Here is a 24,390-nt window from a genome sequence, read left to right on the forward strand (position 1 = left end):
GCGCCTACAGGACCCGACCGGGCTGTCCGTCCGAGCCGATCACCTGTCGACCGGCCGCCTCCCAGTCACCCATCCCGCCGGCGACGTTGCTCACCTGCTCCCAGCCGTTACGCAGCAGATAGGCGACGACCTGAGCGGAGCGGCCGCCGGACCGGCAGATCACGGCCACGTCGCGGTCGGTCGGCACCTCGGTGAGGCGGACCGGTAGTTCCATCATCGGCAGGTGGTGGGCGCCGGGGGCGTGACCGGCGGTCCACTCGTCGTCCTCCCGGACGTCGAGCAGGTAGGTCTCATCGTTGATCTCGGCAACGGTCACTGTGGGTATCTGAGGTCCGAACACGGGTACCAAGCCTAGAACCTCGTCGCGCGGCTGCCCGCGACCTCCCGCCGGGACGGCTGCCGACAGCTCTCAGAGCCGGGTCACCCAGCGCGGATGGGCACCGGCCCAGTCCGGCATCCGACTGCCGCGCACCGCCGCGAACAGCCCGTCACTCTCGGTGTCGAGCCGGACGTAGGACACCTGGTCGATCATCTGGGGGTAGGACGGCACCTGCACGCCCCGTAGCCCGTCGGTGGCCAGGCCGTGCAGCGCGAGCAGCAGATCCTCCACCGGCACCCCGTTGGTGTCCACCGTCAGTGAGTTGCCGACGGCCCCGATCAGCCGGTGCAGCCGTACCGGGTCGGTACGCAACCGGGTCTCACCGGCCTGGTCCAGCATCGCCCCCAGCAACTGCTGCTGGTGGGTCTGCCGGTCGTAGTCGCCGCCCGGCAGGTCGTAGCGCTGGCGCACGTAGTCCAGCGCCTGGGCGCCGTCCATCCGCTGGCAGCCGGGATGGAAGACCCGGTCGGTGTGGATCGACCGCACCTCGGTGCGTACGCACATCTCGACCCCGCCGAGCAGGTCGATCACGTTCCGGAGGCCGGCGAAATCGACAAGGGCGGCGCCGTCGAAGCGGATGCCGGTGAGCTGGGCCAGGGTGGCCGAGAGCAGGTGCGCGCCGGGCTGGCCGCCGCCACCGTACTCGTACGCCGTATTGATCTTGTCTTCGCCGCCCGGGTAGCCGCCGCCGGGTGGGATGGCCACCAGCAGGTCGCGCGGCACGGAGACCAGATAGCCCGGGCGGCACGTGCACGATCAGGATCGTGTCGGTGCGCTGCTCGGAGCCGGCGTCACCGGGTCGGCGGTCCGAGCCGACGAGCAGGTAGTTGAGCGGGCCGTCCAGGTCGGTGCGGTCGGCGCGGGCGCTCGGGTCGAGCAACTCCGCGCGGGTCATCGTGCGTTCGTACCGATCGGTGAGCACCCGGAGCCCGACCACCGCGACGGTGGCCAGCAAGATCGCGGCCAGCCCGATGCCGAGCAGTACGCGGGGCCATCGCGGTCTCCGGGCGCTCTCGCCCGGGGCCCGCTTTCCGCCCGTACGCCGCTTCCTGGCCGTGACGTCCCTCCCGTGAGCCTGATGTGAATCCAACTCACATCAGGCTACGGAAGTGTCACTGCCAGTGACGGTGGTTTCGACTACCGCGCTGCCCGGCCGGTCACTTCCGGGAGGAGATCACCTCGGGGTTGTAGAAGACGAACTCGGCGAGCTTGTCCTTCCGGACCGCCTGGAACATGTCCAGGGTCTGCTCGCTGAGCGCCTCGTTGCCGTTGCCCTTGGCGTTGTACGTGCCGCCGTTGGTCTTCAGCATGATCAGTTCGTTCCCGGTGACCCCGCGCATGGTGAACACGAAGTCCTCGATCGATACGCCACCGGTGTCCAGGATGAAGGCCTTGCCGGCCGCCTTGACCAACTCGTTCAGCTTCACCGGGTTGGTCAGGCTGCCGTTCTGGGTGGCCTTCTTGGCCATCGCCTTGATCAGCTGCTGCTGGTTCTGCTGGCGGTCGTAGTCGCTGTTCTTGAGCCCGTACCGCTGGCGGGAGAAGTCCAGGGCCGCCCAGCCCTCCATCTCCTGGCAACCCTTCTTGTGCACGACCGGGGTGCGCGGCTTGCCGGTCTTCCTGGCGTCCGCGTTCCACATCGGCTCGCCGTCGACGTACGACATGTGGATCGACTTGACGTCCTGCTTCGGGCAGATGCGCACCGAGCCCAGCGAGTCGATCACGTTCTTGAAGCCGCCGAAGTTGATGATGGCCGCGCCGTCGAAGCTGACCCCGGTCATGCCCTTGATGGTCTGTGCCATCAGCTGGGCGCCGCCCTCCCAGCCGCCGCCGTTCTGGGCGCCGGCCTGGAAAGCAGAGTTGATCTTGCCGACGCCACCCGGGTAGCCGGTCTTCTCGAAGGCGGGGATCCGCGCCTCGGTGTCCCGGGGGATCGAGATCAGGTACGCCTGGTCGTGGGTGGCCGGGATGTGCAGCACGATGATGCTGTCCGCGCGTACGTCGTCGGCTGCCCACCGCTCCCGGGCGTCCACACCCAGCAGCAGCATGTCGATCGGGCCCTTGAGGTCGGCCCCGCCCTCGGCCGAGGTCTTACCCGCGTCGCCGAGCAGGTTGCGCTGGGAGATGCTGCCGGTGGCCTGACTGATCACGGCCTTGCTGCCGACGATCGCCACACCACTTGTCATCATCAGCGCGGCACCGAAGATCACGGTGAGCCGGGCCCAGAGCGGGTCCTTGCGTCGGGTGCGCTTCTTGCCGGACTTGCCGGAACCCCCGTCCGCCGGGGTCGGCGGAGCGGCGGACGCGCGCGGCGGCTCAAGCAGGGAGGGGCTGTGAACCGGCATGCGTGCTCCAGCTCGTGTTCGCAGAAGGGGGCGGGAACACTTTACGTTCGCATTCCCGTGGTGGCGAGTTCGTGTGGTGTCCGATTCACGTTCTCTGCCACGTCATCCTGCTGAAATGGCCGATCGTCCAGAACAAAGTAGACGACCGGCCGTTCCCTACCGTCCGGTCGTGCTCAGCCGTTACCTGTGGGCGACGGTTTGTTGGCCTGCATCCAGTCGGTCATCGTGTCCGCGCTCATCGCCCGGTACATGGTCAGCGCCTTCTCCCGGTCGGAGACGACCACCGACTCGCCGTTGATGGTCTGGCTGCCCAGGTGCGGGCTGGTAACGAAGGTCAGATTCTCGCCGCGCAGGTTGCGGAACTGCACAGCCATGTCGGTGAGCGAGAAGCCCTGGTCGACGGTGACCGCGTCGGTCACCGACCGGAGGAAGGCGTTGAGCTTCTTCGGGTTGGTGAGCGTGCCCGTGCTGGCCGCCTTGTCCATCAGCGCCCGCAGGAAATCCTGCTGGTGACGCATCCGGGCGAAGTCGCCGTCCGGGAACTGCTTGCGCTGCCGGATCCAGTCCAGGGCCTCGGTGCCGTTCATGTGGTTGGTGCCCTTTGTGAACTTCCGGTAGGGCTTGTGGATCGAGGTGATGGTCCGCTCCACCTTCAGGTCCACCCCGCCGAGGGCGTCGGTGACCTGCTTGAACCCGGCGAAGTCGATGGCCATCACGTGATCGATGTGCACGTCGGTGAAGCACTCGACAGTGCGTACCGCAAGGGGCAGCCCACCGAATGCGAAGGCAGCGTTGATCTTGCGCCGTTGACCCGTCTCACATCCGGCACCGGCGCTCTCCGGGATCGGCACGTACAGGTCCCGTGGGATGGAGACGAGGTACGCCTGCTTATGGTCGGCCGGGATGTGCATGACGATGATCGTGTCGGCCCGCCACTCGCCAGCCCGGTCCATCGGCGCGTCCGGGTCCCGCGAATCGGTGCCCACCAGCAGGATGTTCAGCGCGCCGTTTACCGCCTTGGCCGGTCGGCCGCCGGTGATCTCCGAGAACGGGTCGGTGCGGGCCATGTTCTTGTCGAGGCTACGGGCGTAGAACCAGGCACCCGTGCCGCCGATCAGCGCCAGCACCAGCACGGCCACGCCCGCCACCAGCGCGATGCGGCGCCAGTGCGGACGCCGCCGGCGCGGCGGTGGACCGCCACCGGGCCCGCCCGGACCCACCGGGCCACGTGGCCCTCCCGGGCCGCCTGCCGGAATCGGCTCGTCGTCGTACGCCGGGTACCACCGGGTGTCGGCCGGCTCGCTGGCCCGGCCCCCGCGTCCTGGGCCCGGCACCGCCGCCCGCCCGGCGCCACGGTGCAGGCGAAGGACCGGCAGCGCGGCGGGAATGGTCGCTGACATGTAACTCAATGTACGCAGCGCGAGCCACCATTGCCCCTAGGCGGTGGTGGCGGCGACTAGCCCAGCCGCTGGCGGAAGTGCTCGATGGTGCGCCGCAGCCCCTCCTCGGGCGCCACGGTGGGCTCGTAGCCGAGCGCTGTCCGGGCGAGGGTGAGATCCGGTCGGCGCATCTCGGGGTCGTCGGCACTACGCGTGACGTACGTCACTTCGGACCGGCTGCCGCAGAGCGACACGATCGTCTCGGCCAGCTCGCGCATGCTCATCTCGTGCTCGGTGCCGCAGTTCACCGGCCCGCTCTCGGTCGAGTCCAGCAGCAGCAGGATGCCCCGGACCAGGTCGGCGACGTAGCAGATGGAGCGGGTCTGGTTGCCGGTGCCGTGCACGGTGATCGGCTCGCCGCGCAGCGCCTGGGAGATGAAGGTCGGGATGGCCCGCCCGTCGTCCGGCCGCATCCTCGGCCCGTACGTGTTGAAGATGCGCACGATCGCGGTGTCCACGCCCCGACTGCGGCGGTACGCCATCGTCGCGGCCTCCGAGAAGCGCTTGGCCTCGTCGTAGACGCTGCGGATGCCGATCGGGTTGACATTGCCCCAGTAGGTCTCCCGCTGCGGGTGCTCCTTCGGGTCACCGTACGCCTCGGAGGTGGAGGCCATCAGGAACCGGGCACCGTCGGCGGCGGCCCGCTCCAGCAGGTGCAGGGTGGCCACCGAGCCGACCCGCAGGATCTCCACCGGCAGCTTCTCGAAGTCGGTGGGACTGGCCGGTGAGGCCATGTGCAGGATCGCGTCGAACCGCTCCGCAAGTGCCGGGTGGGCGGGCAGCCCGTCGGAGATGTCCGCCTCCACCAGGGTGAAGTTCGGCGCGTCGAACAGGTGCGCGACGTTCTCCTTGGACCCGGTGACGAAGTTGTCGAGCGCGACGACCGTGCAACCGCGCTCGATCAGCGAATCCACCAGGTGCGACGGAACGAAACCGGCACCGCCGGTGACCAGGACGCGGTGACCGGGACCGAAGCGCTGCTCAACCTTCATGACCGGTCAGCCTATAAGGAGTGCGTTGTTGATTCGTCGTGACGGGTCACGCCAGTTCCCGGTAACGCCCCCGGTGGTGCAGCAGCGGCTCGGCCTCGTCGGCCAGTTCCACCCGCTCGATCGTCGCCTCGACGAGCAGGCCCCAGCCGTACTCCCGGGCACCGTCGAGGCGGCAGCCGGCCCAGCCACCCGCGTCGTCCGGCACCGGTCCGTAGGGCGTGTCGAGCCACGCACCGGTGGCGAAGAGGCCGCCCGGCGACGGGAACAGACCGGCGAACCGGTCGGCGAGCTGCCGGTGCGGTGGACCGAGCGGCGTCACGGCGAAGCGGCCGGCCTCCTCGACCGCCGCCCACAGGTCCGACTCGGCGTCGACGAGTCCGAGCAGCCGCCCCGGCTCGCCCTCGGCGACCAGGGTCGAGGACACCGTCAGCCCGGCCGGGCCGGGTGCCGTCCAGAGCGTCACAGGCGCGGCGAGCCGCCCCCGCAGCCGGCGTACCGGCGAACGTGTGTCGGCCGGCGCGGCGAACGGGTCGGTGTGGTGGATCTGGGCACCCGGCTCATGATTCACGTGAAACATTCTGACCCCCCAGTCCGATTCGCGGGCCGGAGCCCATCAGCTCACCCGTTCAGCGTCGGCGGGTGAAGGCGCGCCCGGCGAGGGGGAACAACGACAGGCTGATCCCCGCGACGAACAGCCGCACGGTCGGGTCGAAGGTCAGGGCCGAGCCGAGGTCAGGGGAGACGTGCGTGCCGATGAAGGTCGGCACCGCAGGCCACACCGTGGCCGCCAGCAGCAGCAGAGCGGCGATCGCGATGAGGCCGGCGAGCAGGCACTGGCGTACGTACCGAGCGGATTGTCGGCTGCGCGCCCACAGCCGGCCGAGCGCAGACGTCGGTGGTCGGCGCCAGCTGCCATGGAGGATCCACCCCTCCTCGTGGCTGGTGAGCGGGTAACGGTTGACGATCGCCTGGATCAGCTCGTAGGTACACATGAGCAGGGCGACCGTCTGTGGTGTGCCCGACGCGCACAGGCGCTGTAGCTCCCGCGTCTCCGCGCGGATCCGGCCAGCCCACCCGCGCAACTGCCGGTCGGTGATGTCGACCCCGGTCCGGTTGACGCGCGGCCACGCCAGCTCGAACCGCTCCGCAGCTCGGTCGAGTTCCGCCACCGCGCCGCGTCGGTCAGGTGGCAAGGGATCCGACTCGACAAGTTCTCCGAACTCCAGCAGAGCGGCGACCAGAGCCAGGTCGGGTTCGCTCCACCGGAGTCGCTCGGCGCGCCAGGCCCGCGCGTACGGCCACAGTGCGGCAGCGACCACACCGGCACCGGCGAAGGCGAATCCCACCAGAAGGTCGTACCACCGCGTCCCGTGAACCGCGGGCGCGGACGACACCGCGACACACGCCACGGTCGGGACAGCGGCGCCGAGGGCAGCGGTGCGGGAGGCAATGGCGAAGCGCAGGACGATCGTGGCGAAGATGACCCCGACGATCAGGCTCGTGGCGGAGGCCACCAGCCCGGCGACGGAGGGGCCACCGACGATGCCGAGCGCGGCTGCGGCGGCCACGACGACGCCGACCATGAGCGGACGTGGGCGTGGTCCTTCGAGTGGCTGGGCGGCAGCGGCCTGCCGGAGCAGGATCGCGGTCCGGACCGTGGGCAGCACCGACACCGGTTCGGTGTCCACGAAGCCCCAGAAAGTGTCGTAACCTGCCGGCCCGCCGAGCCGCCTGGACCGCTCCCGCAGGGTCTGCTGGTTCTCCAGGGCGGTCCCGGCGATCTGCTCGCCGCGGCTGATCCACCAGGGGATCCCGTCCGGAGGGCCGGCGAGTTCCTCGTCGACCAGCGGCTCGCTGGCGGAGGGCGGGTCGGCGTCGTACCAGGGGACGAACTCGTCATCCAGGAACAGTCCCTGGCCGTCGGCCCCGCCGGTGAAGTCGATCGGATCCGGTTCGGGTCCGGGCGCGGCGGCCGTCCGGGGTCGAGGTCGAGGTCGTGCGTCGTCCACGCGATCACCACCAGGTCGCGGTTGTGCCCTCACGTGGTAGCACGGCAAGGCAACCTCGACGCGGTGCGCCGCCGGAAAGTCGGCGCGCCCGGCGCAAGCGGTCAGCGGCGGGGGGTGACCAGGGCGAGGAGTTCGGGTTGGCGGCGGTCCAGCACGTCACCGGCGAGGTACGCGCCGAGCAGCGCCGCGCCGACGCCGTAGGCCACGCCGAGCGGCAGGCCAAGCCAGAGCCAGGCGTCGCCGAGCAACGCCGCGGCGAGCACCATCGGTGCGGCGAGCGCGGCGGTGGCCACCATGGCCAGCAGGGTCAGCAACCCCTTCACCACCCCGGCACCGCTGTTCATCGCGAACGGGTTGCTCGTCTCCGGCAGCGCGTACGCGCCCAGCACGGAGACGAACGAGTTGACCGCCAGCCCGGCGCCGTAGGTGGCGACCAACGCACCCGCCATGAACCCGAGCCACGTCGGCTGGCCGAGCACCAGCGCGATCACCACGGCGACCACCGCCAGCATCGGCAGCACGTAGAGCGAGAACGCGGTGATCCGGGCACGCAGCTCCAGCCGGCCCGGCACACCGGCCACCACGTTCGCCGCGTACGCGCTGCCGTCGAAGCCGAACTGGTTGGCCAGGGTCACCGCGGCGAGCAGCCCGACGAAGAGCATCGAGAGGCTGACCAGCACCGGTGACGAATTTCCGGCGGCACTGAAGCCCTGATCGCTGTCGAACGTGAAGCCCTGCCCACCGAAGTTGACCATCACCGGCACGAAGAGACCGACCACCGCGATGGTGATCAGGTTGGCTCGTCGTCGCGCGTCCCGCCACCAGTAGCGGGCCTCCCGAGCGACCAGGGCACCGAACCGGTCCCGGCGCAGCCAGCCGGCGGCCCGGGGGAAGAGCTGGGCCACCACACCGCCGGTGAGCCCGGGCCTCGCCCTGGTCGGCCCGGCGCTGGCCGCGCCCACCATCGCCGACTCCAGCGAGCGCGACCACCAGGCCAGCAGTGCGACGATCGTCGCCACGGTGATCAGCAGTTTCACGGGTGCGGCCCAGGCCCGGCCCTGCGCCACGTCGATACCCACCGTCCACGGGGCACCGAAGGGGGTCCAGCCGATCACCGTCGCCAGACCGCTGAGCCGGTCCCAGTTGGTGTCCTGGATCGCGGCCACGCCGGCGATCTGCAACGGGCCGAGCAGCGCGGCGACCACCGCGAGCAGGACGGCGGCCAGGTCGCGAACCCGGCGGGAGCGAAGCATGGAGGCGAATGCGCTGGTCACCGCTCGGGCACCGGCGACGCAGAGGAGCAGCCCGCAGACCACCCCGACCGCGGCGACCAGGGCGGCCGACCAGCCACCGAACACCCCGGCGGTGACCACCAGGCCGGAGAGCGCCAGCAGCACGGCGATCGTGGGCACGCTCACCAGCGCCGCCGCGAACAACCCGGTCACCAGGGTGCGTCGGGACAGCGGCAGCAGCGCGAACCGGGCCGGGTCGAGTGTCTCGTCGACGCCGAAGAAGACCAGGGGCAGCAGCAGCCAACCGAGTACCGTCAGCCCGCCGGCGAACGCCGCGATCATCAGGGCGTACCGGTCCTCACCGACCAGGCCGGGAGCTGCCAGGCCGAAGAAGGCGCCGACCGCGAACCAGAGCCCGATCAGCGAGCCGACCAGGAACAGCGCCACGCGCCAGCCCTGACCGCGGAAGTTGTTGCCCATCACCCGCAGCTTGAGCCGGACGAAGTGGCGCGCCGAGACCGGCCGCGCCTGGTTCGCCGGTGCGGTCACCGGGACAGCCACGCCAGCTCCTCCCCCGTGGCGGTACGCCCGCCGACCACCTCGACGAAGACGTCCTCCAGCGAGCGGTCGCCGCGTACCTGCTCCAGCGTGCCGACCCGCTTGATGGTGCCCCCGGCGAGGATCGCCACGTGGGAGCAGAGCCGTTGCACGACCTCCATGACATGGCTGGAGAAGACGACAGTCCCGCCGCCGGCCACGTACCGCTGGAGAATGTCCCGGATCAGGGCCGCCGAGACCGGGTCGACCGCCTCGAACGGTTCGTCGAGTACGAGCAGCCGGGGCCCGTGCAGCAGCGCGCAGGCCAGACCGATCTTCTTCTTCATGCCGGCGGAGTAGTCCACCACCATGGTCCGGCCGGCATCGGCGAGGGCCAGCACGTCGAGCAGCTCCGCCGCCCGCTTGTCGACCACGGCCGGGTCCATGCCGCGCAGCAGACCGTGGTACGCCAGCAGTTCGCCCCCGCTGAGCCGGTCGAACAGGCGTACCCCGTCCGGCATGACGCCGAGCAACTGCTTCGCGGTGACCGGGTCGGCCCACACGTCGCGGCCGAGCACCCAGGCGCTGCCGGCGTCAGGCCGCAGCAACCCGACCGCCATCGACAGGGTGGTGGTCTTGCCGGCGCCGTTCGGGCCGAGCAGCCCGTAGAAGGAGCCGGCCGGGACATCGAGATCCACGCCGGCCACCGCGACCTTGCCGTCGAAGCTCTTGGCCAGGCCGCGTAGCGCCAGCGCCGGGTGCTCACCAGTCATGCGCCCGACCGTATCCGGTAACGACCAGCCCGCCGCCCGACCGAAGGAGGATCCGCAGCTCATCCCCGAGTCGGACACCACAGCCGAGTGGACCGGGAACCCTTCCTTACGAGCGGAGGGCGTCGGGGGCGTGCAGGCGGAGCATGGTGCGGCCGATGTCCGCCGGGGCGCGGCGCCGGGTGGCCAGGGAGACCACGATCATCACCGTGAAGGCCAGCGGCACCGTCCAGGCGGCCGGTTGGGCGATCAGGGTGGCCGGCCAGCCGGTCAGACCCGGGCCGAGGACGGTGATCAGGACCGACGACACGGCGGCACCGCCGCCGACCAGGATGCCGGCGGCGGCGCCCGCGTCGGTCAGGCCCCGCCACCAGATGCCGAGCACCAGCAGCGGGCAGAAGCTGGAGGCGGCGACCGCGAACGCCAGCCCGACCACCTGCGAGACGTCCATCCCGGAGACGTTGAGGGCGAGGACCGTCGGCACCACCCCGGCGATCACCGTGGCCAGCCGGAAGCCGCACACCGAGCCCCTACCGAGCACGTCGGTGGAGATCACCCCGGCGACGCTGGTGAGCAGCCCGGAAGAAGTGGACAGGAAGGCCGCGAACGCCCCGGCGGCGACGAGCGCGGCCAGCAGGCGGCCGGTGGTGCCGGCGCCGAGCGCCGCCTCGGGCAGCAGCACCACCACCGCGTCGGTCTGCCCGGTGACCAGCAGTTGCGGTGTGTAGATCCGGCCCAGCACGCCGTAGATCGTGGGCAGCAGGTAGAAGACGCCGACAAGGGCCAGCACCACCAGGGTGGTCCGGCGGGCCGAGGCCCCGTCGGGGTTGGTGTAGAAGCGGACAAGTACGTGCGGTAACCCCATGGTGCCCAGGAAGGTGGCCAGGATCAGCGAGTACGTGGCGAACAGCCCCCGGTCGTCGGAACCCGCGGCGCTGGGCAGCAGCCAGTCGGTGGCCCCGTTCGCCACTCCGGAGACCTCCGGGACCGGTTCACCCTCGGCGAAGCTCAGCTCGTCGCCGGGGCGTACCTCAAGGGTCTGGCCGTCGGCCAGGGTGAGCACCGCACGCTGCTCGACCACGACCGTGGTCGCCGTCCGGAACGTGGATCCGTCGGGCGGGGTCACCGCCGGTCGCCCGTCGGCCTGCCACTGCAGGGCCAGGAAGATCGCCGGTACGGCGAGAGCCGTCAGCTTGAGCCAGTACTGGAACGCCTGCACGAAGGTGACCGCCCGCATCCCACCCAGTGCCACGTTCGCGGTCACCACGGCGGCCACCACAAGCGCGCCGACCGGGTACGGCGAGCCAGCCAGCGTGGCCAGTGTCAGGCCGGCACCCTGGAGCTGCGGCACCAGGTAGAGCCAGCCGATGAAGATCACGAAGATGGTGGCCAGCGTCCGTAGCCGGCGGGAGCCGAGCCGCAGCTCGCAGAAGTCGGGCAGGGTGAACGCGCCGGACCGGCGCAGCGGAGCGGCCACGAACAGCAGCAGCGCCAGGTAGCCGGCGGCGAACCCGACCGGATACCAGAGCACGTCCACGCCGTACTTGAGGATCAGCCCGGCGACGCCGAGGAAGCTCGCCGCCGACAGGTACTCCCCGCCGATCGCGGCAGCGTTCCAGGTGGGGCTGACCGTCCGGGAGGCGACCAGGAAATCGGAGGTGGTGCGGGCCAGCCGCAGGCCGTAGAAGCCGATGGCGACGGTGACCAGGGTGACCGCCACGATCGCCGGTACGACGAGATCGTTGTCCACGTCAGCGCTCCGGCCGCTGGACCAGGTCGGTGAAATCCTGCTCGTTGCGTTCGGCCAGTCGGACGTACGTCCACCCGACGGCCACCAGGAACGGGAAGGAGAGCACCCCGAGCAGCAGCCACGGCAGGTTGACGCCGAGCACTGTCATCCGGCCGACCGACGGCGCGATGGCGAACAGCCAGGGCAGCCCGCCCAGCCCGACCATCACCACCGCCGACAGTTGCAGGGCCAGGGCCAGCTGAGCGCGGACCAGGCCGCGGACGAGTGCCTCACCGACCCGGGTCTGCTGGGTCAGTTCGGTGTGGGTACCGGCGGGCCAGTGCGGCCGGCGGGACACCTCGGCCAACACCACCCGGGTACGCGCGGGAGGTCCGGAACCGACGGGCTCGTCGGAGGTCCCGGCAGGATCGGGTCGGCGGGGTGCCGGCAGTGCATCCTCGGCGGCCATCCCGGCAGTCTCGTCGGCCCGACGGGAATGTCAAGAGGGCTGTGGACAACGGTGTGGACAACGGGTCGGACCTGTGGACAACCCGGTGGACAACGTCGCCGATCAGCGGCTCCACTCCTGCTTGGCGGCCCGGACCAGCTTGTCCTTCAGCTCCCGGGTGTGCCGGCGGCTGACCGGCAGCTCCGTGCCGTCGATGACCACCACGTAGCCGGAGTTGACCAGGCGGAGTTCGGCGATCAGCCGCAGCTGCACCAGGTACGAGCGGTGGATCCGGACGAACCCGGCGTCCGCCCAGCGCTCGGCGAGCGTCGCCAGCGACACCCGCACCAGGTGCGACCCGTCCGCGGTGTGCAGCCGGGCGTAGTCGCCCTGCGCCTCGACCCACCGCACGGCCGACCGGGGCAGCATCCTGGTGGTGCCGGCCAGCTCGACCGGGATCGTGGGATCCTCCTCGGCTCGGGCCAGCGCGGCGGGATGGGTGGGCACCACCCGCGAGCCGACCACCCGGCGCAGCGCCTCGGCCAGCCGCTCCGCGCGTACCGGCTTGCGCACGTAGTCGGTGGCGCCCATGTCGAAGGCGTCCGCCGCACCGTCGTCGTAGGCGGTCACGAAGACGATCGCCGGAGGTCGGGCGAAGCGGCGCAGCACCCGGGCCAGCTCCATGCCGTCCAGGCCGGGCATCCGGATGTCCAGGAAGACCACGTCCACGTCGTCGTCGCGGAGCACCCGCAACGCCTCGGTGGCGTCGCCGGCCGTGTGCAGCCGGGCCACCCGGGGGTCGGCCCGCAGGTGGTACGCCAACTCGTCAAGCGCCGGTGGCTCGTCGTCGACCGCCAGCACCCGCAGGAAGCCGGTGCCGGGAGCCGGGCCGGAGCCGGTCACGAACCCGCCCGTACGCCGGGGTGGAACTTCGGCACCCGCATGCTCACCTTCGTACCCGAACCGACTCCGGTCTCGACGACCAGGCCGAAGCCGTCGCCGAAGACCGACCGCAGGCGCTCGTCGACGTTCGACAGCCCGACGTGCTGGCCCGGGTCGTCGCCCGGGTCGCCGGTCGACCCGGCCAGCTCGGCGATTCCCGCGGTAAGCGTGGCCGGATCCATCCCCACTCCGTCGTCCTCCACCGTTATGTGGCATTCGGCGCCCGCATCCCGGGCCTCGATGCTCACCATGCCCGTGCCCGGCTTGCGCGACAACCCGTGGCGTACCGCGTTCTCGACAAGTGGTTGGAGGCAGAGGAACGGCAGGGTCACCGGCAGCACCTCGGGGGCGATCTGGAGCCGCACCTGGAGCCGGTCGCCGAACCTGGCCCGCTCGATGGTCAGGTAGCGGTCGATCGAGCGCAGCTCCTCGGCCAGCGTGGTGAACTCGCCGTGCGCCCGGAACGAGTACCTGGTGAACTCGGCGAACTCCAGGATCAGCTCCCGGGCCCGCTCGGGGTCGGTCCGGACGAAGGAACCGATAGCGGTGAGCGCGTTGTAGATGAAGTGCGGGCTGATCTGGGCGCGCAGTGCGCGTACCTCGGCCCGGGCCAACCGCTCCCGGGACGAGTCCAGCTCCGCCAGCGCCACCTGACTACCGGCCCAGTGGGCGGTCTCCAGGGTGGCCTGGACCAGACCGGGGGCCGGTGCACCGTCGGTGACGGCGACAAGCGCACCCGCGATCCGGCCGGACGCCCCACCGAGCGGGGCCACCACCGCACCCCGCACCGGGCAGTCGATCCGGTCGCAGGTCAGCTCCGCCTCGCCCAGCACGGTCGAGCGCTCCGACGCGATCACCCGACGGGCTGCGGTCCGCAACTGCTCCCGGTGGTGCGCGCCGCGTCCGTCGAGCGCGAGCAGGTCGTCGGTGTCGGTCAACGCCAACCCTTCCGCGCCGACCAGGGTGCGCAGGTGGCGGGCGGCCTTCGCCGCGCCGGCCGGATTCAGCCCGGCCCGCAGCGGCTCGGCCGCCAACCCGGCGGTGTGCAGCACCTCGTAGGTGGCCCGCTGTCCGGGCGTGGCGATACCGCGCCGCCCACGCAGCCGTCCGACCGCGTACAGCGCCCCGGCCAGCACGCTGACCAGAGAGAAGACGCCGATCACGGCGGAGATGTTGCCACCCACGTCGATGATCCTGCTGGTTGGCGGCGCTGCGGGAAAGGGGTGGGCGCCGGTCAGTACGCGCCCTTGCGCGCCACCACCACGCCCACCGTGCGCCACAGAATGCTCAGGTCGTACGCCAGCGACCAGTTGTCGACGTAGTACAGGTCCAACCGGACGGCCTCGTCCCAGGAGAGGTCGGAGCGGCCCGACACCTGCCACAACCCGGTCATTCCCGGACGAACCAGCAGTCGACGTCGCACATCACCCAGGAAGTCGCCGTCGTCGGCGGGCAGCGGGCGCGGCCCGACCAGCGACATCTCACCCTTGAGCACGTTGATCAGCTGCGGCAGTTCGTCAAGCGAGGAGGCACGCAGGAAGCGGCCCACCGGGAAGACCCGGGGATCCTGCTTCATCTTGAACAGCATGCCGTCGGTCTCGTTCTGGTCGACCAGGCTGGCCAGCCGGTCCTCCGCGTCGACGTACATGGTCCGGAACTTCCACACCCGGAACGTGCGCCCCTCGTGCCCCACCCGGGGTTGCCGGAAGAAGACCGGACCCGGGTCGGAGATCCGGATCGCGATGGCGATCGCGACGAAGACCGGGATCAGCGCGAGCAGCCCCAGCCCGGCGGCGACCCGGTCCATCATGCTCTTGGCCAGCAGCGCCGGCCCGGACAGGGTGGGCTCCTCGACGTGCAGCAGCGGCAGGCCCTCGATCGGGCGGATGTGCACCCGGGGGCCGGCGATGTCGGTCAGCTGCGGGGCCACCACCAGGTCGACGCCGGAACCTTCCAGCTGCCAGGCCAGGCGGCGCAGCTCGCCGGGCTCGGCGCTGGCCGAGCCGCAGACCGCGATGGTGTCCGCGCCCACCTCGCGTACCAGGGCCAGCACGTCGCGGCCGGCGTACACCGGGACGGGGGTCTGCACGCCCTTGGCCGCCGCGTACCCGTCGGTGATGTGGATGGCGACCGGGACGAGCCCGGCGGCCGGGGTGCGGGTGACCGCCGTGTACACCTCCAGGCACTCCGGCAGCGTGCCGACCAGCACCATCCGGTGCGCCGCCTGCTGGATGTTGCGCCGGACGGTGTGCAGCACGAAACGGGCCAGGATCCGGCCCAGCAGGATCAGCAGCAGCGCCAGCAGCAGCGCCGTGCCGACGGTGAACCGGGACAGGTCGGTCTTGGTGGCGAAGGCGAGGAACGACAGCGCGGCGCAGACGGTCACCCCGGCCCGGATCACCCGCTTGAACTCGTCCGGCCCGAGCCCGAGACAGCGTCGGTCGTAGGCGCCGTTGAACCAGAGGATGACCAGCCAGCCGAGCGGCAGCAGCAGGAACGCGACGGTGTAGAACCAGGTCGGGTCGTTCTGCGCCTCGTGGAAACCCGCGGTGGCCTGGTCGAAGGTGCGGATCGCGGTGTAACTGGCGAAGGCCGCCGCGGCGAAGTCGAGCAGCAGCAGGATCGCCGTGTAGGGCCGGTGCCAGCGCGACACGCGCCGCCGGGCCCGGGCCCACGCCGATCGGGGTACGCCGTTCGGGGACGGCGGGTTCGGCGGCTGGATCTCGAAGCTGTCGACGTGCCGCACGAGTCTGCTCCGGCCTTCGTTGGTCACCGGGCGCTGGAGGCTAGCCGTCACCTCACCCATGTCCTCCCGCATGACCCGTCGCGTTCACTCGCCGTGACCGCCCGGGTCGCCCACCGTTCCAGTTTCCCACGCGAGTTCCGTTCCGTCGCCGACCCGAGGGACATTGCACGGCGGCCACCTACCGCCTGGGATCTGGCCGGCCCCATGCCATTCGGAGGCCGGGGACCGGGCCACTATACCGATGGATGGCGGCCCGGGTAGAGCGCCGGACCGGTGGTTGCGCACCGCGCGTCCGATTCCGCTCCGTAATCAGCGAGTGGTGTTACTCACCGTACGAGTCGGGACAACCGTCGGTCAGCAAGGGGCTTTCCGCCGGTCTGACAGGTCGGGCAGTACTGCAGGCTGGAGTCGGCGAACGAGACCTCCCGGACGGTGTCTCCGCAGACCGGACAGGGCAGCCCGGTGCGCGCGTGCACCTTGAGCCCGGATCGCTTCTCGCCCTTCAACTCCGCGGCCCGCTGCCCCAGCGACCGGGTCACCGCGTCACCGAGCACCCGACGGGTCGCCGCGTGCAGGGTCGCCATCTGGTCGTCGGTCAGCCGGTCGGTGAGCGCGAACGGCGAGAGCTTCGCGGCGTGCAGGATCTCGTCGGAGTAGGCGTTCCCGACCCCGCCGAGCACCGCCTGGTCGGTGAGCACCCCTTTGACCTGGCCCCGGCGGCCACGCAGGGCACCGGCGAAGGTGGCGAGGTCGGCCGAGAGCGCGTCCGGCCCGAGCTTGGCCACCCCGGGCACCGCCTGCGGATCCGTCACCAGGTAGGCGGCGAGTTTCTTCTGGGTGCCGGCCTCGGTCAGGTCGAAGCCGGAGCCGTCGTCGAGGCGTACCCGGATCGCGATCGGTCCCTTGCCCGGCCGTAACGGAACGGTCGAGGCGAACGCCTCCCGGTAGTGCAGCCAGCCGGCGCGGGCCAGGTGGACCACCAGGTGCAGGCCGCCGTCGAAGACCACGTCGAGGAACTTGCCGTACCGCCGGGCGTCGGTCACCGCCCGGCCCGCGACGGCTGTCGGTGCCGGGTCGTACGTCTTCAGGGCGCTTATCGCGGCGACCTCCAGGCGGTCGACACGCCGGCCCACCGCGCGCTGTCGCAGGTAACCGGCGAGCGCCTCCACCTCCGGTAGTTCGGGCACGCTGCCAACGGTAGCGTGTGCGAGCGTGAGAATCGTGGTGGCGCACAACCGGTACCGGGAAGCTCAGCCCTCCGGTGAGAACACCATCGTCGACGCGGAGATCGCCCAGCTCGCCGCCGCCGGGGTGGAGGTGCTGCCGTTCCTGCGCAGCTCCGACGAGATCCCGTCGATGCCGAAGACGGTGAAGGCGCTGCTCCCGATCTCCCCGATCTACGCTCCCCGCGCCCAGCAGGAGCTGGGTCGGCTGCTCACCGAGCACCGGCCGGACGTGCTGCACCTGCACAACCCGTACCCGCTGCTGTCGCCCTGGGTGGTGCGGACCGCGCACCGGCACGGGGTGCCCGTGGTGCAGACGGTGCACAACTACCGCCAGGTCTGCTCCTCGGGGCTGTACTTCCGGGACGGCATGATCTGCCAGGACTGCCGGGGCCGGGCACTGGGTGTGCCGGCGGTGGTGCATCGTTGCTACCGGGGGTCGCGGGCGCAGAGCGCGCTGATGGCCACCACCCTGGCCGTGCACCGGGGCACCTGGAAGTCGGTGGACCGGTTCATCGCGCTGACCAGCGCGGTCGCCGACCATCTGCGTGACTACGGCATCCCTGACGAGCGGATCGTGGTCAAGCCGAACGGGATTCCCGACCCGGGCACCCCCGCCCCGCTCGGCCAGGGCTTCCTCTTCCTCGGCCGGCTCTCCCCGGAGAAGGGGCTCGGTCTGCTGCTGGAGGCGTGGCGCCGGCACCCGGACGGCGCGCTGGGTCCGCTGCGGGTGGCCGGTGACGGTGAACTGCGCCCGTTGGTCGAAGCGGCGGCGGCCGAACGCGCGGATGTCACGTTCCTCGGCCCGCTCGATCGGGCCGGCGTCCGCGACGCACTGGCGGCGAGCGCCGTGGTGCTGGCCACCTCCACCTGGCACGACGTGCTGCCCACCGTGATCATCGAGGCGCTGGCCAGTGGGCGGCCGGTGCTCGGCACCGCGCTCGGCGGCATCCCGTACCTGGTCGGTGCGGACACCCCCCGCGAACCCGCAGGCACCGGCCCGGCGGTGACCGCCTCAGCGCCCGCCCCGCCCAGCCCCGGCGGCCCCGCCGGCCCCGTCGGTCAGACCGGCCCGGCCGTACCGGCAGTCACCCCGCGGCAGGCCGGCCTGCCCGCCGGCATCCGGGCCGGGGAGGCCGGCTGGGTCGTGCCACCGGACCCGGCTGCGCTGGCCGCCGCGCTACCGGTAGCCGCCGCCGGAGCCGCCGCCCTGTCCAGCTCCGCCCGCACCCGCTACGAGCGCACCTTCCACCCCGACGTGGTCACCAAACGCCTCATCGACGTCTACACCTCCCTGACCCACCCCTGACCGCCCCTCCACCGCCCTGGTTGATCATGAGGTTGACGGCACTGTTTGATCTTCAAAGTGCCGTCAACCTCATGATCAACGGGGTGGGGCAGGGTGGGGTCAGCGGAGGCTGGCGCGGGCGGAGAAGGCGATGCTGGCCAGGAGGAAGCCGCCGTTCACCACGGTGAAGGCGAGCATTACCCAGAGGGTGAGTGCCGGGGCGAGGGCCAGGACCAGGGCGGCCACGAAGATCACCGCGCCGTAGTCGCGGACCAGCTTGACCAGGCGTACGGGGAGGCTGGTGGAGGTGACCATGCTGGCGGCGTTCGGGCCGGACTGCATCACCGAGGTGACCAGGTTGACCATCCAGGTGCCGGCGAACGCCGCCACCAACCAGGTCGGCGTCTCCGGCTGCTGCGCCACGGCGGTGGCGGACAGGGCGGCGACCAGGGCGATCTGGGCGGCCACGTCGCAGAGCACGTCGACCCGGGCACCGGCGGCGCTGCCCTGCCCGGTCACCCGGGCCAGTTGACCGTCGGCGCAGTCCAGGGCGTACGCGATCTGCCAGCCGAGGAGCGCGACCAGCCCGACCACCGGAGCCGGCACGTCCCCGGCGGCGACCGGGCCGGCGAGTGTGACGACGGTGACCGAGGTGGCCAGCCCGAGCAGCAGGTTGGTGATGGTCAGCGCGGTCGGCCGGAGCCCGAGACGCTGGGCGACAAGCGCGAAGACCGCGCCGATCCACTGGCTGACCGACTCGCTGAACAGGCCACCACCCCGGTTCACCCGGTGGAAGTCGGCGACCGTGGGGTGGGACGGCTCAGCCAAGGTGCTCACGGAGGGCGTCAACGTAGTCTCCCAGCCGGGTACGAAGGTCGTCGGCGGACAGCGCCAGGTGTTCGAGGATCGTGTAGCGGTCGGGCCGGGTGTGCGGGGCGAAGGCCACCGCCTCGACGAACTGCTCGTCGGTGAGCCCGAGGTCGGTCGGTCGGGTGGACAGCCCGTGCCGGTGCAGGCAGCGGGCGAGCTGACCGAACCGTTCCAGGTCGCCCCGGAGGTAGGTGCAGAACAGCGCGCCGAGCCCGGCCTGCTCACCGTGCGAGGAGGTGCCCGGGAAAAGGTGGTCGATGGCGTGCGAGATCTCGTGATCGCCACCGCTCGCCGGCCGGCTGGAACCGCAGATCGACATCGAGATGCCGCCCAGGATCAGCGCCTCGGCCAGCGTGGTCAGGAACCCGTCGTCGGTGATCTTCCCGGGATGGTTGACCAACGCCTCCGCCCCGGTGCGGGCCAGCGTCACGGCCAGGCCGTCGATCGGCTCGCCGCGCACCTGGTGGGCCAGCTCCCAGTCGGCGCAGGCGCTGAGATTGCTGACCGCGTCGCCGATGCCGGCCTGCGTCTGCCGGTCCGGACCGTTCTCCACGAAGTCGAGATCGACGAGCACGGCGATCGGGATGTGCACCCCGTACGAGCCCTTGCCGCCCTCGTGGGTCAGCGACGCCACCGGAGAGGCGATCCCGTCGTTGGCCAGGCTGGTCGCCACGGTGACCATCGGGATGCCGTAGCGGGTGGCGGCGTACTTGGCGGTGTCGATGGTCTTGCCGCCGCCGATCCCGACGACCGCGTCGTAGCTGCGGCGACGCAGTTGGTCACCGAGCTCGTTGGCGGAGTCGACACTGCCACCGGCGACGGTGAACACGTCGGCAGACCCGAGGGAGGGCCGGCACAACTCGACGATCTTCTCGCCCTGACCCGGACCGACCACCACCGCGACGTCGCCGCCGCTGGAGATCCGGCGGTCGGCCAGCAGCGAGCCGAGGTCGGCCACCGCGCCCCGGCGGACCTCGATCGACAGCGGCGTCGCGACGGTGCGGGCTAGTAGCGGCACGCGATCTCCCGGGCCCGGGCCAGGTCGGCGTGGTTGTCGACCTCGACCCACGCCACGTCACCGATCGGCGCGGCCCGGACCTCGCCGCCACGATCGGCGAACTCCTGGTACCCGTCCTCGTAGTACAGGTTCGGGTCGCGCCGCCAGGTCGCCTCCAGGGCGTCGGCGAGCGCGTCGGCCACCTGCGGCTCGATGAGAGTGGCCCCGATGTACTCGCCGTACGCCTCGCCCGGGTCCATCAGCTTGGTGATCCGGGTGAGCTGGCCGGCGGCGTCGAAGGTGGTCTTCATCTCCTCCTCGGCCAGCGGCTTGAGGGTGTCGACCGCCAGCAGCACGCCGGGTCCCCGCTCGGCCAGCAGGGTCTTCTCGATGCTCACCGGGTGCACGGTGTCCCCGTTGACCAGCAGGACGCCCCGGGCGAACCAGTCACGGGCCAGCCAGAGGGAGTACGCGTTGTTCCACTCCTCGGCCTTGTCGTTGTGCACCAGGGTGATCGTGACGCCGTACCGGCGCTCCAGGTCGGCCTGGCGCTCACGGACGGCGTCCGCGGCGTAGCCGACCACCACAACGACCTCGGTGAGCCCCACCTCGGCCAGGTTGCGCAGCGCGATGTCGAGGATGGTGATCTCGCCATCCACCGGCACCAGGGCTTTGGGCAGGGTGTCGGTGTACGGGCGCAACCGACGGCCTGCGCCAGCTGCCAGCACCATTCCGACCATGCCGGCATCAGTTCCTGTTCTCGCGGCGTTCACCGAAGGAGGATAGCGCCGCCGGTAAAGGCGCTGCCGCCGGTCAGCCGGCCAGCAGTCGGCGGGACCCTCGCTCAGCCGGGCAGCGCCGCCAGGTCGGCGAGCATCGTCAGCCGCTCCTCGGCGGTCAGCACGGCATACGGTCCGGCCGCTCGGCGGTCGGTTTCCAGCTCGATGGCCTGGCGCTGCGGACCGTCGGACAGTGCCACGATGCTCGCTGCGGTGTGCCCGGCGGCGTGCCACGCGGCGGCGTGCGCGTCGGCGCGGTGGAACCGTAGGGCGCCGAGCCGGTTGAGCAGCAGCACGCCGGGTGGGGTGCCGTCCGGCTCGTGCGGGGGTGTCACCGTGTGGAAGGCCTCACCGCCGTGCGCTACGGACAGCAGGCGGCCGACGACCTCCGTCAGCCGCAGCACCCGGTCGTGGTGGCCGGCCCACAGTTCCTCGGTCACCTCGGCGTGCACCTGGTACAGCTCGGCGAGGAAGGCCATGCCCCGCTCGGTGGCGGCCAGCCCGCCGTCCGGCCGGCGGTGGATCATGCCGTACGCGACATGTCGGTCCAGACTCCGTCGGCAGGCGGTCGGGTCCCGGTAGCGGGTCACCGCGGCGAAGCCGGTGCCGTCGACCGTGCCGCCCGGTGCGGCCAGCCGGGTGCGCAGTTCCACCAGGAAGCCGGTGGCGGGTTGGCCGCCGTACCGCTGGCTCAGCTCGGCTCCGCCACCGTGCCGGCCGGCCTGCATGGCCGCGGCGAAGACCCGGTCCACGGCTGGCGCCACAAACGCCGCGTACCGGTGTGGAGGAAGCCCGACCGTGTCGCTCACGAACCGATGGATCGCAGGACGGCGAAGGCCCGCTCGGCGATCTGCCGGACCATCCCGTCGTTGACGTCACGGTGCTCGTCGAGCAGGTCGAGGTCGTCGGGGCCGAGCCAGCGGTACTCGGTGTGCTTGCCCGCCTCCAGGACCGGGGCCGTCAGATCGCCGTCCACCCGGACCAGCCAGTCGCTCTCGATCCGGGCCAGCCCGTCGTCGCCGACGTAGCGGTACTCGCCGACCTCGGCGATCACCTCGGACACCCGCCAGCCGGTCTCCTCGGTGACCTCCCGGTGCAGCGCCTCGTGCACGGACTCGTCCGGTTCGAGGTGCCCACCGACGATGTCCCAGCAGTTGGCGAAGAGCCGCCGGTGTGGTGAGCGGCGTTGGAAGAACAGGCGTCCGTCGGGGGCGACGATCAGCGCTCCCGCGCAGCGCAGCGGCTCGGTGGACACGTCAAGAACAGTAGCCGTGACCGTCCCACCGCGACGATGTCCGGTCTTGTCCTGGAAACCTACGGGCCTCACCATTGCGGGTAACCGGGTGCAGCCGTCCCAAAGGGGTGATGTGTCATGCAGGTTCGGGAAGCTATGTCCAGTGAGATCCTCGTGGTCGGTCCGGAGCACACGCTCCGCCAGGCGGCGCGGATGATGTCGGAGCGCGGCATCGGGTCGGCGGTGGTGATCGACCCGGATTCCGAGGGAATCGGGATCATGACCGAACGCGACGTGCTCAACGCGATCGGAGCCGGTCTCGACTGCGACGTCGAGCGGACCGGGGCCCACCTGACCTGGGACGTGGTCTACGCGGGGCCGGAATGGACGATCGAGGAAGCGGCGGCGGCGATGGCCCGCGGTGGCTTCCGGCACCTGGTCGTCCTCGACGGTCGTGAGGTCGCCGGCGTCATCTCCGTACGCGACATCATGCGGGTGTGGGCGGCCAGCCGGATGGTCGGCACCGGCTGACGCCACGTCGTCGGCCGGGCTGTCGCCCCGGCTGGCCATGTCGTCGGCCGAATCGTCCCTGGTTGGGTGGGCTGGTCGGCGGGTACTGCCCTGGTGTGGGCGCGGGCGGATCGTGCCCGGCGGGGAGGCGTGATGCGCGGCGCGGACCGGTTGATCCAGCAGCAGTACGAGATGCTCCTGCGGCGGGACGTGGCCCGCCTGCCGGAGCTGTACGCGACGGACGCCCGTTACGCCATGCCCGGCGTGACGGTGCGTCCTACCGAGTTGCCGGCCCTGCTGCGTACCTGGACCGGCGCCTTTCCCGACCTGCGGGTCGATCCGCTCGGCGCGGTACGCACGGCCGGTGGCGCGGCTGTCGAGCACCTGCTGACCGGCACCCACACAGGTGTGCTGCACACCCCCTTCGGCACCGTCGCGCCCACCGGACGGGACGTCTCCTGGGAGGTGGTGGACGTGGTGCGGGTGCGTCGGGGTCGGATCGCCGGCTGGCGGTCCTACTTCGACTGGGGACAGTTGATGACTCTCCTCGGCCTTCGGGTGGCGGGGACCTCGCGACGGCCGATGGAGGAACCGGTGAGCCTTCCCGCCTGATCTGTCGCACAGCCGGTGCGAGCGGGTGGTCATCGGACGCGGCCGTTCACCCGACCCGGTGGCTCAGGATGCGGACATCGCCGTGCCGTCCGCGTACGTCCCACCACCGCCCGTACGCTGAACAGCCATGACCGCCGAGCAGCTGATCTCCTTCGCCCGTGGCGCCCCCTCACTGGACATCGTCGATGTCGAGGGGCTCAAGGCCGCCGCCGTCCGCGCCTTCGACGCCGACCCCGCCGGGGTGACCGCGTACGGCACCTCCGTCGGTTACCTCCCGCTCCGGAAGTGGATCGCCGAGAAGCACGGCGTCGAGGCGGAGCAGGTGCTGGTCACCAACGGCTCGTTGCAGGCCGACGCCTTTCTCTTCGATCACCTGGTCCGTCCCGGCGACGCGGTGGTGGTGGAGCGTCCCACCTACGACCGCACCCTGCTCAATCTGCGGAACATGGGCAGTGAGCTGCACGGCGTCACCATCCAGCCGGACGGTCTGGACACCGCCGAGCTGCGCAAGCTGCTGGAGTCCGGGGTACGCCCCCGGCTGGCCCACGTCATCCCGAACTACCAGAATCCCGCCGGCGTGACGTTGTCCCTGGAGAAGCGCCGCGAACTGCTGGACCTGGCCGCCGAGTTCGGTTTCACGATCTTCGAGGACGATCCGTACGCGGACATCCGGTTCCGGGGCGAGGCGCTGCCGTCGATGCTGTCGATGGACACCCGCGACGTGGTGGTGCACGCGTCCAGCTTCACCAAGACCGTCTGCCCGGGCGTCCGGGTCGGATACCTGGTCGGCCCGGCGGATCTGATCGCCGACATCGCGAAGCGTGCGACAAGCCTCTACATCTCTCCCGGCATGGTGTCCCAGGCCATCGTGCACCAGTTCTGCGTGTCGGGGGACATCGGCCGTTCGATCGAGACGGTCCGGGCGGCCCTCGGCGAGCGCGCCACGGTGCTCGCCGAGTCACTGCGCCGGCACATTCCGGAGGCCCGCTTCGTGGAACCGGACGGCGGCTACTTCCTCTGGATCGAGTTGCCTGAGGACGTCGAGGTCGACCGGCTCGCCCCGGCGGCGGCCGAGCGCGGCGTCGCGGTGGTCAAGGGCAGCGATTTCGTCATCGACGGCGGGCGGCACGCGCTGCGATTGGCCTATTCGGCGGTCACCGCGGACCGGATCGACGAGGGTGTCCGGCGGCTGGCCGAGGCGATGAAGGCGGTACGCGGCTGAATTTCTGTCGGCTTTCCGACAGAACGGCGATACCGGCCGGCCCGGGTCTCCCGCTGAAGCGACTCGGGGCCCACAATGCTGCGAGCG

General features: G+C 71.1%; 22 protein-coding genes and 2 pseudogenes. 4 read left to right on the top strand and 20 right to left on the bottom strand.

Annotation, left to right across the window (positions count from 1 at the left end; genetic code table 11):
• Positions 1 to 4: 4 nt before the first annotated feature.
• From AB0I71_RS06990 to AB0I71_RS07060, 15 genes and pseudogenes are all read right to left on the bottom strand, one after another.
• Positions 5 to 340: a rhodanese-like domain-containing protein gene (locus AB0I71_RS06990; RefSeq protein ID WP_357582292.1), complete on the bottom strand. Its 336-nt coding sequence runs from the start codon at positions 338 to 340 to the stop codon at positions 5 to 7.
• A 69-nt stretch (positions 341 to 409) separates the two neighbouring features.
• Positions 410 to 1,337: pseudogene (locus AB0I71_RS06995) on the bottom strand (LCP family protein).
• A 199-nt stretch (positions 1,338 to 1,536) separates the two neighbouring features.
• On the bottom strand, positions 1,537 to 2,724 hold the full coding sequence (locus AB0I71_RS07000; RefSeq protein WP_357582293.1) for an LCP family protein: 1,188 nt from the start codon (positions 2,722 to 2,724) through the stop codon (positions 1,537 to 1,539).
• A 173-nt stretch (positions 2,725 to 2,897) separates the two neighbouring features.
• The gene (locus tag AB0I71_RS07005) at positions 2,898 to 4,124 is read right to left on the bottom strand and encodes an LCP family protein (protein ID WP_357582294.1); all 1,227 of its coding nucleotides are present in this window, start codon (positions 4,122 to 4,124) and stop codon (positions 2,898 to 2,900) included.
• A gap of 56 nt (positions 4,125 to 4,180) precedes the next feature.
• On the bottom strand, positions 4,181 to 5,155 hold the full coding sequence (locus AB0I71_RS07010; protein ID WP_357582295.1) for an NAD-dependent epimerase/dehydratase family protein: 975 nt from the start codon (positions 5,153 to 5,155) through the stop codon (positions 4,181 to 4,183).
• Between the two features lie 46 nt (positions 5,156 to 5,201).
• A pseudogene (locus AB0I71_RS07015) lies at positions 5,202 to 5,777 on the bottom strand (flavin reductase family protein).
• A gap of 4 nt (positions 5,778 to 5,781) precedes the next feature.
• A complete protein-coding gene (locus tag AB0I71_RS07020; protein WP_357582296.1) occupies positions 5,782 to 7,164 on the bottom strand; it encodes a hypothetical protein in 1,383 nt (460 codons plus the stop codon).
• Positions 7,165 to 7,265: 101 nt separating this feature from the next.
• A complete protein-coding gene (locus tag AB0I71_RS07025; RefSeq protein WP_357582297.1) occupies positions 7,266 to 8,957 on the bottom strand; it encodes an ABC transporter permease in 1,692 nt (563 codons plus the stop codon).
• Positions 8,942 to 9,706, bottom strand: a complete 765-nt coding sequence (locus AB0I71_RS07030) for an ABC transporter ATP-binding protein (RefSeq protein WP_357582298.1) — start codon at positions 9,704 to 9,706, stop codon at positions 8,942 to 8,944. Before AB0I71_RS07030 ends, AB0I71_RS07025 begins: the two co-directional genes overlap by 16 nt.
• Positions 9,707 to 9,812: 106 nt before the next feature.
• Positions 9,813 to 11,453: a cation acetate symporter gene (locus AB0I71_RS07035; RefSeq protein WP_357582299.1), complete on the bottom strand. Its 1,641-nt coding sequence runs from the start codon at positions 11,451 to 11,453 to the stop codon at positions 9,813 to 9,815.
• 1 nt (position 11,454) lies between these two features.
• A complete protein-coding gene (locus tag AB0I71_RS07040) occupies positions 11,455 to 11,901 on the bottom strand; it encodes a hypothetical protein (protein ID WP_357582300.1) in 447 nt (148 codons plus the stop codon).
• A gap of 102 nt (positions 11,902 to 12,003) precedes the next feature.
• A complete protein-coding gene (locus AB0I71_RS07045; RefSeq protein WP_204028462.1) occupies positions 12,004 to 12,783 on the bottom strand; it encodes a LytTR family DNA-binding domain-containing protein in 780 nt (259 codons plus the stop codon).
• Complete coding sequence (locus tag AB0I71_RS07050) at positions 12,780 to 14,006, bottom strand: histidine kinase (RefSeq protein WP_357582301.1); 1,227 nt, start codon at positions 14,004 to 14,006, stop codon at positions 12,780 to 12,782. The genes AB0I71_RS07045 and AB0I71_RS07050 overlap by 4 nt, the downstream gene beginning before the upstream one ends.
• A 50-nt stretch (positions 14,007 to 14,056) precedes the next feature.
• Positions 14,057 to 15,628 carry a sugar transferase gene (locus tag AB0I71_RS07055; protein ID WP_357582366.1) on the bottom strand — a complete coding sequence of 524 codons (1,572 nt, stop codon included), beginning with the start codon at positions 15,626 to 15,628 and terminating at the stop codon, positions 14,057 to 14,059.
• Between the two features lie 266 nt (positions 15,629 to 15,894).
• On the bottom strand, positions 15,895 to 16,755 hold the full coding sequence (locus tag AB0I71_RS07060) for a DNA-formamidopyrimidine glycosylase family protein (protein WP_357582302.1): 861 nt from the start codon (positions 16,753 to 16,755) through the stop codon (positions 15,895 to 15,897).
• 25 nt (positions 16,756 to 16,780) lie between these two features.
• Between AB0I71_RS07060 and AB0I71_RS07065 the strand changes: the two genes are divergently transcribed.
• On the top strand, positions 16,781 to 18,100 hold the full coding sequence (locus AB0I71_RS07065) for a glycosyltransferase family 4 protein (protein ID WP_357582303.1): 1,320 nt from the start codon (positions 16,781 to 16,783) through the stop codon (positions 18,098 to 18,100).
• A 99-nt stretch (positions 18,101 to 18,199) separates the two neighbouring features.
• Here AB0I71_RS07065 and AB0I71_RS07070 read toward each other — a convergent pair whose 3' ends face one another.
• The 5 genes from AB0I71_RS07070 to AB0I71_RS07090 form a co-directional block, all read right to left on the bottom strand.
• Complete coding sequence (locus tag AB0I71_RS07070) at positions 18,200 to 18,916, bottom strand: CDP-alcohol phosphatidyltransferase family protein (protein ID WP_357582304.1); 717 nt, start codon at positions 18,914 to 18,916, stop codon at positions 18,200 to 18,202.
• The gene (locus tag AB0I71_RS07075; protein ID WP_357582305.1) at positions 18,900 to 19,967 is read right to left on the bottom strand and encodes an iron-containing alcohol dehydrogenase family protein; all 1,068 of its coding nucleotides are present in this window, start codon (positions 19,965 to 19,967) and stop codon (positions 18,900 to 18,902) included. The genes AB0I71_RS07070 and AB0I71_RS07075 overlap by 17 nt, the downstream gene beginning before the upstream one ends.
• A complete protein-coding gene (locus AB0I71_RS07080) occupies positions 19,955 to 20,686 on the bottom strand; it encodes a phosphocholine cytidylyltransferase family protein (protein ID WP_357582367.1) in 732 nt (243 codons plus the stop codon). The genes AB0I71_RS07075 and AB0I71_RS07080 overlap by 13 nt, the downstream gene beginning before the upstream one ends.
• Before the next feature lie 104 nt (positions 20,687 to 20,790).
• Positions 20,791 to 21,534 (bottom strand): hypothetical protein, encoded by a 744-nt coding sequence (locus AB0I71_RS07085; protein ID WP_357582306.1) that lies wholly within the window; start codon positions 21,532 to 21,534, stop codon positions 20,791 to 20,793.
• Positions 21,531 to 21,980, bottom strand: coding sequence for an NUDIX domain-containing protein (locus AB0I71_RS07090; protein ID WP_357582307.1), 450 nt, complete (start codon positions 21,978 to 21,980; stop codon positions 21,531 to 21,533). The genes AB0I71_RS07085 and AB0I71_RS07090 overlap by 4 nt, the downstream gene beginning before the upstream one ends.
• A gap of 117 nt (positions 21,981 to 22,097) precedes the next feature.
• On the opposite strand from AB0I71_RS07090, the gene AB0I71_RS07095 reads away from it, so the two are divergent.
• The 3 genes from AB0I71_RS07095 (at position 22,098) to AB0I71_RS07105 (ending at position 24,303) form a co-directional block, all read left to right on the top strand.
• Positions 22,098 to 22,490: a CBS domain-containing protein gene (locus AB0I71_RS07095; protein WP_221086736.1), complete on the top strand. Its 393-nt coding sequence runs from the start codon at positions 22,098 to 22,100 to the stop codon at positions 22,488 to 22,490.
• 132 nt (positions 22,491 to 22,622) lie between these two features.
• Positions 22,623 to 23,081, top strand: coding sequence for an ester cyclase (locus AB0I71_RS07100; protein ID WP_357582308.1), 459 nt, complete (start codon positions 22,623 to 22,625; stop codon positions 23,079 to 23,081).
• Between the two features lie 127 nt (positions 23,082 to 23,208).
• Entirely contained in the window at positions 23,209 to 24,303 is a 1,095-nt protein-coding gene (locus AB0I71_RS07105) for a PLP-dependent aminotransferase family protein (protein WP_357582309.1), read from the top strand.
• The last annotated feature ends 87 nt before the right edge of the window (positions 24,304 to 24,390 follow it).

The sequence above is a fragment of the Micromonospora sp. NPDC049891 genome, from assembly GCF_040660295.1.
In the GTDB taxonomy this organism is placed as follows: Bacteria; Actinomycetota; Actinomycetes; order Mycobacteriales; family Micromonosporaceae; genus Micromonospora.